General features: G+C 34.8%; 7 protein-coding genes. All 7 read left to right on the top strand.

What is annotated here, in order from left to right; genetic code table 11:
* Positions 1 to 21: 21 nt before the first annotated feature.
* On the top strand, positions 22 to 603 hold the full coding sequence (gene ruvA, locus Q4566_RS12575; protein ID WP_150936489.1) for a Holliday junction branch migration protein RuvA: 582 nt from the start codon (positions 22 to 24) through the stop codon (positions 601 to 603).
* A 6-nt stretch (positions 604 to 609) separates the two neighbouring features.
* Positions 610 to 7,845 carry a cell surface protein SprA gene (sprA, locus tag Q4566_RS12570; RefSeq protein ID WP_303421677.1) on the top strand — a complete coding sequence of 2,412 codons (7,236 nt, stop codon included), beginning with the start codon at positions 610 to 612 and terminating at the stop codon, positions 7,843 to 7,845.
* Between the two features lie 71 nt (positions 7,846 to 7,916).
* A complete protein-coding gene (gcvH, locus tag Q4566_RS12565) occupies positions 7,917 to 8,297 on the top strand; it encodes a glycine cleavage system protein GcvH (RefSeq protein ID WP_303421675.1) in 381 nt (126 codons plus the stop codon).
* Positions 8,269 to 8,658, top strand: a complete 390-nt coding sequence (locus Q4566_RS12560) for a VanZ family protein (protein WP_303421673.1) — start codon at positions 8,269 to 8,271, stop codon at positions 8,656 to 8,658. The genes gcvH and Q4566_RS12560 overlap by 29 nt, the downstream gene beginning before the upstream one ends.
* Before the next feature lie 71 nt (positions 8,659 to 8,729).
* Positions 8,730 to 9,449: an energy transducer TonB gene (locus Q4566_RS12555; protein WP_303421671.1), complete on the top strand. Its 720-nt coding sequence runs from the start codon at positions 8,730 to 8,732 to the stop codon at positions 9,447 to 9,449.
* Positions 9,450 to 9,649: 200 nt separating this feature from the next.
* A complete protein-coding gene (locus Q4566_RS12550) occupies positions 9,650 to 11,749 on the top strand; it encodes a gliding motility protein RemB (protein ID WP_303421669.1) in 2,100 nt (699 codons plus the stop codon).
* 109 nt (positions 11,750 to 11,858) lie between these two features.
* Positions 11,859 to 12,752 (top strand): heme o synthase, encoded by an 894-nt coding sequence (cyoE, locus tag Q4566_RS12545; RefSeq protein ID WP_303421667.1) that lies wholly within the window; start codon positions 11,859 to 11,861, stop codon positions 12,750 to 12,752.

The following is a 12,752-nucleotide window of genomic DNA, read 5'->3' as shown; positions in this document are numbered from 1 at the left end:
GTCGATAACCAACTGACATAAATGATAACCCACATACAAGGTAAACTCACAGAGAAAAACCCAACCCACGTTGTTATAGATTGTAACGGCGTGGGCTATTTGCTTAATATCTCTCTACACACTTATTCTCAAATTCCAGAAGGCGAATTATTAAAGTTATACACACACCTTCAGGTCAAAGAAGATTCGCATACTTTGTATGGTTTCTCTAGTCTTGCTGAGCGTGAAATATTTAGACTATTAATTTCTGTAAGTGGTATTGGATCAAGCATTGCCCGTACGATGCTATCTTCTTTAACACCTAAGCAAGTAAGAGAAGGAATTGCTACTGGAGATGTGGCATTGATTCAATCTATAAAAGGGATTGGTGCTAAAACAGCACAACGTGTTATTATCGAACTAAAAGATAAGATCATAAAGATTTATGATATTGATGAAGTTTCTGTTTCACAAGGCAATACCAACAAAGATGAAGCGTTATCTGCTTTAGAAGTGCTTGGTTTTGTTAAAAAACAAGCCGAACGTGTAGTAGATAAGATTATGATAGCCCAACCAGATGCTAATGTCGAAACCATCATTAAGCAGGCTTTAAAAAATTTATAATTCATTTTGAAAATAACTAACCTTCAATTTTATAAATCAATTAAATCGTGTTTTTTATTCATTTTTGTGCTTTGTTTCACAACAGGTGTGTGGTCTCAAGAAACACCTCAAGATTCGTTACAGCCTGGATATCATGTTGGTAATTTAAAAACACCAACACCTTCTAGTGTCGAATCAAAATACACATACGATCCTGTTTCAAACCGATATATCTACACCGAAAAAATTGGAGAGTATAATCTTCGCTTTCCAATAATATTATCTCCTAAAGAATATTACGCTTTAGTTGCCAGAGAAAATTTAAGAGCCTACTATAAAGAAAAAATAGATGCTTTTGATGGTAAAAAAGATGGTTCGGAAGAAGGACGTAAAAATTTATTACCTGAATTTTATATAAACTCAGGCCTTTTTGAATCTATCTTTGGTGGAAATACCATAGAAATTATTCCTCAAGGTTCGGTAGAAATGGATTTAGGAATTTTATATTCCAGACAAGATAACCCTTCGTTTTCACCTAGAAATAGGAGTAATTTTACATTCGATTTCGATCAACGAATTAGCTTGAGTTTGGTAGGAAAGGTTGGAGAACGCCTACAAATTAACGCGAATTATGATACACAATCTACCTTTGATTTTCAGAATTTAATCAAATTAGAATATACGCCAACCGAAGATGACATCATTCAGAAAATAGAAGTTGGAAACGTTAGTATGCCTTTAAGTAGTTCGTTAATTACTGGGGCACAAAGTTTATTTGGTGTAAAAGCACAGCTTCAGTTTGGAAAAACAACGGTTACTGGGGTATTTTCCGAGCAAAAATCACAATCAAATACCGTGGTTGCTCAAGGAGGTGGAACATTAGAAGAATTTGATGTTTTTATTAGAGATTACGACGAAAATAGACACTTTTACTTAGCACAATATTTTAGAGATACTTACGACGCATCTTTAGCAAATTATCCGTTTATAAACAATAAGGGGTTGCAAATAAAACGTTTGGAAGTTTGGGTAACAAATAGAAGTAACCGAACTGAAAATGTGAGAAATGTTGTTGCATTTCAAGATTTAGGGGAGGCTGGGCGTATTGGTTTACAAACGCCACCAGCAGGTTTTGTAAATGTGACTAATCCAAATGCGTTTCCTGATAACCCTAATAATGATTTTGACCCTACAAACATTGGTGGTGCAGGCTCGCAACTTACAGAGGCTATTAGAGATATAGCAACAGCACAAGCAGGTATTTTAGTGCCTAACGTTAACGAAGGGGCTGATTATGCGAAACTAGAAAATGCTAGAAAATTAACAGAAGGACAAGAATTTACCTTAAATTCTGAACTTGGGTATATTTCGCTAAATCAACGATTGAGTAATGACGAAGTTTTAGCCGTGGCCTTTCAATATACCATTTCAGGGAAAGTGTATCAAGTTGGAGAGTTCGCTAATGATGGCGTTGATGCCACCGATGTAGATACTGATGCCAACGGTAATGTTACAAATGTCGTAAACTCGAGTTTGGTTCTTAAAATGTTAAAGAGTAGTGTTACGAATGTCGATCAGCCGGTTTGGGATTTAATGATGAAAAATATCTACGATACAGGGGCATATAATTTATCGGAAGAGGATTTTAAATTAAATATTTTTTATAACGAAGCATCTCCTTTAAACTATATAACACCGGTAAGCGGATCTTTTGCAAACGATATTAATGGAAATCCGATTGGTCCAAATACAGATGAAAAGGATTTAATTCAAAATGTACCATTATTAAGAGTTTTTAATTTAGATAAGTTAAATTTTAATAACGATCCACAAACACGAGGTGATGGTTTCTTCGATTTTGTTCCTGGTATAACTGTTATTCCTACCAATGGAAAAATTGTGTTTACTAGTGCAGAGCCTTTTGGTGAATATTTATTTGATATTTTAGGAGGTGGAGATTATAGTGATGACCTTACTTATAATGATAACCAGAAAAAATATGTATACGATATCCTTTATAAGGATACTAAAACAAGGGCTTTAGAGTCTGTAGAAAAAAATAAGTTCAAATTAAAAGGACGTTATAAATCTACAGGAGGTGACGGAATTCCAATTGGTTCATTTAATGTACCACGTGGGTCGGTACGTGTTACGGCTGGCGGGCGTGTTTTAGTTGAAGGCATAGATTATACCGTAAATTATCAATTAGGAAGGGTTCAAATATTAGATGAAGCTTTAAAAGCCTCCAATACGCCTATTGAAGTTTCAACCGAAAATAATGCTGTTTTTGGGCAACAAACAAGACGTTTTACTGGATTAAATGTAGAACATAAATTCAATGAAAATTTTATTTTAGGTGGTACCTTCTTGAATCTAAATGAGCGTCCAGTAACACAAAAAGCGAATTACGGTACAGAATCCATTAACAACTCTATTTTTGGTGTTAATGGAAATTATGCGACTAAGGTGCCTTTTTTAACACGTTTAGTCAATAAATTACCAAATATCGATACCGATGTAGAATCTAATGTGTCGGTTAGAGGTGAATTTGCATATTTATCCCCGGGGGCGCCTAAGGGTACTGATTTAAATGGAGAAGCTACTTCTTATGTAGATGATTTTGAAGGTTCCCAAAACGGTATCGATTTAAAATCACAGCTTTCATGGTTTCTATCCAGCAGACCTTTAGATTTAAATGTTCCTAGTAACCCGAATGAAGATGATAATGGCATTCAAAATGGTTATCAAAGAGGCCTATTAAACTGGTACTCTATCGATCCTGTTTTTTATAGTAGTCAGCGACCAGACGGTATGACTGATGATGATGTCTCAGGTTTGTATACCAGTCGTGTTTTTATAAACGAGCTTTTCCCAGATAGAGATTTAGTACAGGGTCAGAACACCGTACTATTCACACTAGATTTAGCGTATTATCCTAATGAAAGAGGGCCTTATAATTTTGACCCTAATGCTGCAAGTGGTGTAATTAGTAATCCAGTAGATAGCTGGGCCGGGATAACAAGACAAATTACATCAACCGATTTTGAACAGCAAAATGTTGAGTATATCGATTTTTGGGTACAAGATCCATTTCAAGAAAACCCAAATAACCCAGGTGGAAAGTTGGTTTTCAACTTAGGGAATATCTCAGAGGATGTTATCAAAGATGGTAAAAAGCTTTATGAAAACGGACTACCCAAAGATGGCGATATTACTTTTTTACAACCTACTGCTTGGGGAACGGTAACACCGCAAAATCAATCGTTAGTATATGCTTTTGATAGTACAGGTGAAGAACGAACAAACCAAGACGTTGGTTATGATGGTTATAGCGATGCTGAAGAAGCTAGTGCGTTTGGAGCCCAGTTTGGTGAAGATCCATCAAATGATAACTATACTTACTTTTTAAATACAGATGGAAATATTTTCGATCGTTATAAAAAGTATAACGGTGTAGATGGTAATACACCTGATGGTTTTTCTAATACCGATAGAGGAGCAAATACCCAACCTGATGTTGAGGACATTAATCGTGATAACACCATGAATACGATTGATAGTTATTTTGAATATGAGTTAGACTTAACCAGACAAAACTTGCCAACTACAGAGGCTGAGTTTAATAACATACCAGATAGTAATCCTTTAAAACAATTTTTGAGAGATTATAAGGAGCGTCCTCGTCAATTACCCAATGGGCAATCGGCTAACGTGAGATGGTATCAGTTTAGGGTACCTGTTGAAGGCGCGCATGCCAAACCCGTAGGGAATATTTCAGATTTAAGATCGGTGCGTTTTTCGAGAATATACTTAAAGGAGTTTACTGAACCTACAGTTTTTCGCTTTGGAACTTTAGATTTAGTTAGGTCTGACTGGAGACGTTATACTTTACCATTAGATGAAAATGATGCCGATCCATCAGATCCAAATACCGAGTTTTCTGTTGGTGTTATTGGAACTTTAGAAAATGAAGGGCGCTACGAAAGCCCTCCAGGTATTGAGCCAGAACAATTGTTTAACAACAACACAGTTGTGCGTCAGAATGAACAATCATTAGTGGTAGAGGTTTGTGGTTTAGAAGTTGAAGATTCTAGAGGAGTTTATAAGAATATTGATTTAGATATGCGTCAATACAAACGTATGCGTATGTTTATCCATGCTGAAGATCAAGATGTAGCTGTTGGAAGTTTAGGTGATGGAGATTTGGTAGGGTTCATTCGAATGGGTAATGATCTTACAGAAAACTATTATCAAATAGAGGTTCCGTTGCAAGTTTCTGGATCCGAATTATGGCCAGAAAATAACGAGATTAATCTTGCTATTGATATGCTTGGTAGAATTAAAGCCGAAAGTATATCTAATGGAAATTCCGACTTAGCATTTTACGATGTTGTGGGAGATGATGTCGTACCTGTTAGTGATCCTTTCTCGGGTTATGTGTTAGGGCAACACCGTATAGCGATTAAAGGTAATCCGAACTTTGGAGATATTAGAACACTCATGGTGGGTGTTAAAAATACGAGTTCAATTGATGTATGCGGCGAAATTTGGTTTAATGAATTGCGATTGTCAGACTTAGAAAATGAAGGAGGTTGGGCGGCTATTTTAAGTATGGATTCTAATATTGCAGATTTTGCAAATGTTAGCGCTACAGGAAGAAAAAGTACGTCTGGTTTTGGTTCTTTAGAGCAGGGACCTAGTCAACGTAGTTTGGAAGATGTACAGCAATACGATGTTGTTACTAATGTTAATGTTGGACAATTATTGCCTAAAACATGGGGTATACAAGTACCTTTTAACTATGGTCAAAGTGAAGAATTGATCACACCTAAATACGATCAGTTGTATAAAGATTTAACTTTAGAATCTCGATTAGATGCTGCAAATAGTGATACTGAAAAAGAGAATATTAAACAACAGTCTGAAGATCATACCAGCAGGCAAAGTATCAATTTTATTGGTGTCCGAAAAGTAAGAACCACAAATGCTAAACCACGGTTTTATGATGTAGAGAATCTAACACTTAACTATTCTTATAACAAAGTAGAGCATCGTGATTTTGAAATTGAAAACTCAGTCAATAAAACACTGCGTTTAGGAGCTAATTATGCGCATAATTTCGAGCCTTTAGTTGTTGAGCCTTTTAAAAAGAACGACTCCTTGTTTGTAGGGAAGTATTGGAAAATTTTAAAAGATTTTAATTTCAATCTCCTTCCTGCCAGTTTTACGGTTAACAGTGATTTAAACAGACAATTTAATAGGCAAAAATTTAGAGAAGTAGATCTTACTGGAAGTAATATAGCAATCGAAGAATTATATAGAAGAAACTATATGTTCGATTTTCAATATGCTATTAATTATAATTTAACCAAATCGCTACAACTTAATTTTACAGCCACAAACAATAATATTGTAAGAAACTATTTTGTTAATGACGATTTAATAGCGGGCGAACAAGATAATAGTCTAGGTGTCTGGGATGGCATGTTAGATTTTGGGGATCCTAATAGGCAATCAAATAACTTAGGGATTACTTACCAATTGCCTTTTAATAAAATACCAACCTTTAGCTTCTTAGACGTCACCTATCAATACACAGGAAGTTTTCAATGGCAAAAAGGTTCCGATCTGTATGGGAATGTAGAGCTTAATGGCGCATTTTATGATTTAGGAAACACGATTCAGAACTCCAATGTTCATAATATTAATTCATCAATGGATATGAATCGTTTATATAAATATATTGGTTTAACTAAAAAACCAATAAGCAGAGCGAGAAGACGTAGTACTCCTGGTGGACCTTCAGTTGATGAACAGGGTGAGTCTAAAGATAATTCAAAACCAAAATCAAGCGGCCAAACGGGTACTAAAATATTAAATGCAGGAATCGATATAATAACAAGCGTCAAGCGTATTCAAATAAACTATTCTGAAAACAATGGTACTTATTTACCAGGGTATCTTCAGTCTCCAGGTTTTGTAGGGACCTTAAAACCAAGTGTTGGATTTATTTTTGGAGGACAGAATGATGTAAGGCATTTGGCGGCAAGAAATGGTTGGCTTACTGTTTTTCCAGAATTTAATGAGCAGTACACCACAACAGAAACGAAGCAATTAGATGTCTCTGCAAGCTTACAACCAGTTCGTGATTTAAAAATTGACATCGTTGGTTCGCGTGCATACTATAATAATTATGCTGAAAATTATAAAATTGAAAATTATGAGTATTACGAATTAACCCCAAATACGTTTGGTAATTTTAATATCTCAACCTTATTAATTAAAACAGCATTTCAGCCTAGTGACGAGAACACGTCTGAAGCCTTTAGTGACTTTAGAACAAATCGATTAAAAATAGCAGAACGTTTAGCTCAAGAGTTTTATGGTACAAATAACTATGCAAGAGATGCTGAAGGCTATCCTTTAGGGTTTGGTAAGAGTAACCAAAAAGTATTGCTGCCATCGTTTTTAGCAGCTTATCAGGGAAAAGATGCCGAGAGTATTACTACAGAGTCTTTTAGAGACGTGCCGATTCCAAACTGGGATTTAAAGTATACTGGGTTTATGAAATTTTCATGGTTTAAGAAAAACTTTAAACGTTTCTCGTTAACTCATGGTTACAGATCTACCTATACTATTAACCAGTTTTCGACTAATTTAAATTTGAATTTAGATTCGGCAGCTAATGAAAAACCTATTCCGGGAGTTCCTTATGCAAATCAGCCACAAGAAGCTTTAGATCAATCAGGGAATTATAAAAACCAAACATTATACACGAATATCAATTTAACTGAAATGTTTAGCCCCTTGTTTCGTTTTGATATGGAAATGAATAACTCGGTTAAAATTCTTGCTGAGATGAAAAAAGATAGGTTATTATCATTAAGTTTTGATAATAATTTAATGACCGAAGTTCATGGTAACGAATACATTTTAGGTTTAGGGTATCGTATCAAAGATCTACGAATCCGCTCGAAATTAGCTGGTCCACAAAAGCGTATTATTAGTGATTTAAATATGAAAGCCGATGTTTCGGTAAGAGATAATAAAACGATTGTAAGGTATTTGGATTTGGATAATAATCAAATTACATCTGGCCAGACCATTTGGGGTGTGAAATATACCGCCGATTATGCGTTTAGCAAAAACCTAACAGGTATCTTTTATTTCGATTATACCTTCTCCGACTATGCTATTTCAACGGCATTCCCACAAACAACTGTGCGATCGGGTATTACTATCCGATATAATTTCGGGAATTAACATATATGCTATTTGAATTTAACATTTGAATAAATACATTTGTTGTTTATTATTAACTTAAAATATTAGAGATGAACATTCCTTCAGAATTAAAGTACACTAAAGATCACGAATGGGTTAAATTAGAAGGCGATATCGCTACAATAGGCGTTACAGATTTTGCACAAAGTGAATTAGGAGATATTGTATATGTGGAGGTAGAAACTCTAGATGAAACCTTAGACGCAGATGAGATTTTTGGAACGGTAGAAGCCGTTAAAACGGTATCTGATTTGTTTTTACCATTATCAGGTGAAATCATTGAGTTTAATGAATCTTTAGAAGATGAACCTGAAAATGTAAATTCTGATCCTTACGGTGCAGGATGGATGATTAAGGTGAAATGTTCAGATCTTTCTCAAGCAGAAGGCTTGATGTCTGCCGATGATTATAAAGCTCTTATTGGTGCTTAAAATTATTGTTCCTGTTGCAACAGTGGGATATACCATATTGTTGGCAACAGTATGTCTTATTACTATTAAAGACCTGCCAGATGTTGGTGTTTCTTTTGGTGATAAGATTTTTCATTTTTTAGCTTACGGGCTGTTAACCATGTTATGGTTTGGTACTTTCTTTCTAAATTTTAATTTTAAAGAAAAACAAGCCATTTTGTATGCCCTCATTTTAGCAGTAATTTTTGGTATACTTATTGAGGTACTGCAAGATACAATGACAGTTTCTAGAGCTTTGGATGTTTACGATATGGTCGCAAATACAATTGGCGCCTTATTAGCATCTCTGTTACTAATGGTTAAAAACAAAATCCTGCGTTAAAAACTTTTGAAACGCTTGTTATTTTGGTAAATAAATAGTTATTTTAGCAATCTTGATAAACGAATTAAATTATGGAACTTAAAAAAAATCCTAAAGCAAACGTTGGACGTAACAGTTCATTATACTTTGCTGTTGGCCTAGCATTAATGCTATTTCTTACGAATTATGCAATAAACTATAAATCTTACGACAAGGAAGATATAGATATTGGAATGGTAAATATGGATGAGGAATTAGAAGAAGATATTCCATTAACAGAACAAATACAAACACCACCGCCACCACCACCGCCACCAGCGGCACCAGAGGTAATCGAAATCGTTGAAGATGAGGTAGAGGTTGAAGAAACTGTAATCGAATCTACAGAAGTAGATCAAGAAACTGAGATCGTAGAGGTTGAAGAAGTAGAGGTTGAAGAAGTAGAAGAAGATATTGATGTACCATTTTCAGTTATTGAAAACGTACCAGTTTTTCCTGGATGTGAAAAAGGTAGTAACAATGAGAAAAGAGACTGTATGTCTAAAAAGATTTCTCAATTTGTAAATAAAAAGTTTAACACAGAGTTAGCTAGTGAGTTAGGTTTATCAGGAAGACAACGTATTAATGTGATTTTCAAGATTGATAAAACAGGTTCTATTACTGGAGTTAGAGCAAGAGCGCCGCACCCAGGTTTAGAAAAAGAAGCTGCTCGTGTAATTAATTTATTACCAAAGATGAAGCCTGGTAAGCAACGTGGTAAACCGGTAAACGTTCCATATTCTTTACCAATTATTTTCCAAGTTCAAGATTAATTTACAACTTAGATTCTAGCGCTTAGAACATCTCTAAAGCTTAAATATAAAATCCCGTTACAATTATTGTAACGGGATTTCTTTTTTGATAGGCTTCTAGCATTTTTTATTCCGTAATTTGACTTAATGCTTTAACTTTAAATTAGGAATATAAAAAATATAGTATCTTTCGCCTCTAAAACAATCCGATCTAAACAAACATGAAGCAATTCATTGTACTACTCCTACTTATAGTTCAGCTTAAAAGTTTCGCTCAGCAAACATTTTCAAAAGAAAGACCACCCATTTTTCCAGAATGTGAATCGGTTTCAATAGATTCACTACAGCAGTGTTTTGATCAAAGTGTTTTTAATCATATCTATAATAATTTCAAGGTTCCAGAACGTGTTTATAACGAAAATTATAAAGGTGAAGTCGTTGTGCTTTTTGAAGTAGATACATTAGGTGCTTTTCGTGTTATTTATATTGATGCTTTTTATGAGGAATTGAAGAAAGAAACTATTCGTGTTTTTTCTGAATTTCCTACAGTAAAACCAGCAACACATAGCTCAAGAAAAACATTTAAACAGTATTCTTTTCCTATAAAAATTCCTTTAGTAAATCATAAGGTGTCCTCTCAAGACTTAGCAAAGGTTAATAAAATTAGTGCTTTAGAAGAAAAAGCGAAACGTGAGTTTGATAGTGTTACATTAAAAACGCGTCGATTTGATAAGCCTAATTATAAAAGTCAGTTAAATATTCCTTTTGTACATAGTCAGTACGCGAAATTTGACAAAGAGATGAATCTCGTTGGAACTAATAGTCATACTGGGGCTAAGCCTTTTATTTACTCTGAAGTCGCGAAGTATTACGATTTTAATGCTGAAAATGAAAAATTACTTCAGGATAGAAAAACTTGGGTGGGGCGTAAGCTTTGGAATGAACATTTTGTAGAACTCCAAACCGATAATTATTGGTTTACCATCGATCCCGTTTTTGATTTACAAGTTGGAAAAGATACCGATGCCGATTTTAATTACACTTATAATAATACTAGAGGTCTTGTTATCCAGGGTGGTTTTGGGGATAAATTTAGTTTTTATACCTCCTTTTTAGAAAGTCAAGGCCGATTTGCTGATTACTTTAATCGTTATGCTGAAAGTATTAAAGGTTTTGGTCCAGACCCAGCGATTATCCCTGGTAGAGGGATTGCTAAGCGTTATAAAACCGATGCATACGATTATCCCGTAGCCGAGGCTTATCTGTCATATACGCCATCAAATTATTTTAATTTTCAGTTCGGTCATGGTAAAAATTTTATAGGGGATGGTTACCGTTCGCTTGTTTTAAGTGATGTTGCAAGTCCGCACCCTTTTTTCAAAATAAACACTACGTTTTGGAAAATGAAATATACAAACACCTGGATGTGGTTAACAGACGTGCGTCCAGAAGTTGAAGAGGACAAAGCTTTCAAAAGAAAATATATCGCTAATCACTACTTAAGCTGGAACGTGTCTAAACGTTTAAATGTTGGCCTTTTTGAATCTGTTGTATGGGATAATGCTAATAACAGAGGTTTTGATGTTAATTACTTAAACCCTATTATATTCTATAGAGCTGTAGAGTTTGAAACTGGACAGGGTGCTGGAAATGCACTTATGGGTGCTACAGCAAAGTATAAATGGAATGACAATATTAATATTTATGGCCAGTTTGTTTTAGATGAATTTTCTCTTGGTGATATCACGGGAGGCGAAAAAAGCTGGAAGAATAAGTACGGTTATCAGTTAGGAATTAAATATTACGATGCTTTTAAAGTTGATAATTTATTACTTCAGTTTGAATATAATCGTGTGCGACCTTATACCTATTCTCATAACACCATTGTTTTAAATTATGCACATAGCAATCAGACGATGGCACATTTATGGAACTCGAATTTTAGTGAAGCGATTGTAATAGGGCGATACCATTATAAACGTTGGTTTGCTAATGCTAAACTTATTTTTGGGGTTCGTGGTTTCGATTTTAATGATGGTGTTGATAACTATAGTTACGGTGGTGATATTTATAGAAATTATAACGATCGTCCGTTCGATACCGGGGTGGAAGTAGGTCAAGGTATTAAAACCAATATTTTCAACGGGAACTTCCAAGCGGGATATTTATTAAATGCTGCTTCAAATATGAAGATTTTTGGTGATGTGACCTTTAGGGATTTTGATCCAGAAGCAACGACATCTACGACCTATAAAAACAATACCGTATGGTTTACTTTTGGTGTGCGATCCGACTTGTTTAATTGGTATTTCGATTTTTAAGAAAGCTTCCGGTTTACAGTACAGCTATTTTAACTTTATTCGGCTTGCTAAAATGCTTTTATAGAGTATCTTTGCACTCGCATTAGCAAAACCATCAACAAAGTTTACATTGAGTCGCTCCAATACAGCCATTAAAGAACCTACAGTTATTTCCGATTTTAAAGAAATCACCAAGATGCGCTTGTCTTTAAGTGTGGTGTTTTCATCGCTTGCTGGTTATTTATTAGGTGTTGATGTTATCGATTTAAAAGTGCTTACTTTGCTTGCCTTTGGTGGGTATTTTATGGTTGGTGCTTCAAATGCTTTCAATCAAATTATTGAAAAGGATTTAGATGCGTTGATGGATCGCACTAAAAACAGACCTATCCCTGCAGGACGTATGTCTGTAAATACAGCCTTTGTTATTGCATCCATATTCACTTTACTAGGAATAATCATTTTATACACCATCAATAAGCAAACCGCTATGTTTGGTGCGATTTCTATATTTCTGTATACCTGTGTTTATACCCCTTTAAAAACAAAAACACCAATTTCTGTTTTTGTTGGTGCTATTCCAGGGGCTATCCCGTTTATGTTAGGTTGGGTTGCGGCTACAGATAATTTTGGAATAGAACCAGGAACACTTTTTGCCTTGCAGTTTTTTTGGCAATTTCCTCATTTTTGGGCTATTGGTTGGTTTTTGTTTGAAGATTATAAAAAAGGAGGCTTCTTTATGTTGCCAACAGGGAAGCAAGATAAAGGTACTGCTGGGCAAATTATCAGGTACACTATTTGGACTATAATTGTGTCTATAATTCCTGTATTTGGATTTACAGGTGCCTTACAATTGTCTATCGTAGCCGCGGTAATCGTATTTTTGTTGGGCTTATTCATGCTGCATTATGCATTGAGATTGTTTAAAGAAATGACCGAAAAAGCGGCAAGACAGTTGATGTTAGTTAGTGTGTTGTACATAACATTGATTCAAATTGTTTATGTTTTAGATAAATTTATTAGATAA

The sequence above is a fragment of the Tamlana sp. 2_MG-2023 genome (assembly GCF_030548465.1).
GTDB lineage: Bacteria > Bacteroidota > Bacteroidia > Flavobacteriales > Flavobacteriaceae > Pseudotamlana.
Note: the sequence above shows the minus strand (reverse complement) of the source record. Positions and strands in the feature narration are given on the sequence as shown.

Excerpts from the sequence above, each read along its gene's own strand:
- ruvA (WP_150936489.1), top strand. The coding sequence starts at position 22 with ATGATAACCCACATACAAGGTAAACTCACAGAGAAAAACCCAACCCAC.
- gcvH (WP_303421675.1), top strand. The coding sequence starts at position 7,917 with ATGAACATTCCTTCAGAATTAAAGTACACTAAAGATCACGAATGGGTT.
- Q4566_RS12560 (WP_303421673.1), top strand. The coding sequence starts at position 8,269 with ATGATTATAAAGCTCTTATTGGTGCTTAAAATTATTGTTCCTGTTGCA.
- Q4566_RS12555 (WP_303421671.1), top strand. The coding sequence starts at position 8,730 with ATGGAACTTAAAAAAAATCCTAAAGCAAACGTTGGACGTAACAGTTCA.
- Q4566_RS12550 (WP_303421669.1), top strand. The coding sequence starts at position 9,650 with ATGAAGCAATTCATTGTACTACTCCTACTTATAGTTCAGCTTAAAAGT.